General features: G+C 50.9%; 1 protein-coding gene and 1 pseudogene. Both read left to right on the top strand.

The annotated features are described in order from the left end of the window. The coding region (locus tag ACTHUR_RS16420) for an SIMPL domain-containing protein (RefSeq protein ID WP_440399744.1) at positions 1 to 306 on the top strand (306 nt) is incomplete at its 5' end. 117 nt (positions 307 to 423) lie between these two features. Further along, a pseudogene (locus ACTHUR_RS16425) lies at positions 424 to 576 on the top strand (1-deoxy-D-xylulose-5-phosphate reductoisomerase); the annotation flags it as partial.

Below are 576 nucleotides of genomic sequence, written 5' to 3' on the forward strand. Positions count from 1 at the left end.
TTGAATTTCCGTGCGCAAAACGAATTCATCCGCTTCGACAATCCGCAATATTTGCTGGGCAATTTGGAAACCATCAAACGCGATTTGATCACGCAGGCGACTGAGGATGCGCAGAAACGAGCGGCCGAGTTTGCCAAAACCGGCGGCGGCAAAGTGGGCGCCATGCGTTCTGCTTCGCAAGGCTCGTTCAACATCTATGCCGACACCGGCAGCAGTGAGGACGACGAATACGGCGGTTCTTACGATAAAAGCACCGTCGGCAAACAAGTCCGACTGGTTGTTACCATCGAATACGGCATTGAGTAATTCTTTCAGACGGCCTGTTTAACCGGTAGGCAAAAGGCCGTCTGAAAATTGGAAACGGCAAAGAAATCTATTTCAAACACAATGAATACCGTTTGCACAGCACACAAAGAACACACCATGACACAACAAGTTCTGACCATATTAGGCAGTACCGGCAGCATAGGCGAAAGCACTTTGGACGTTATTTCCCGCCATCCCGAAAAATTCCGCGTGTTCGCGCTGGCAGGGCATAGGCAGGTGGACAAGCTGGCGGCGCAATGCAAACAGTTC

The sequence above is a fragment of the Neisseria sp. P0021.S007 genome, from assembly GCF_051956855.1.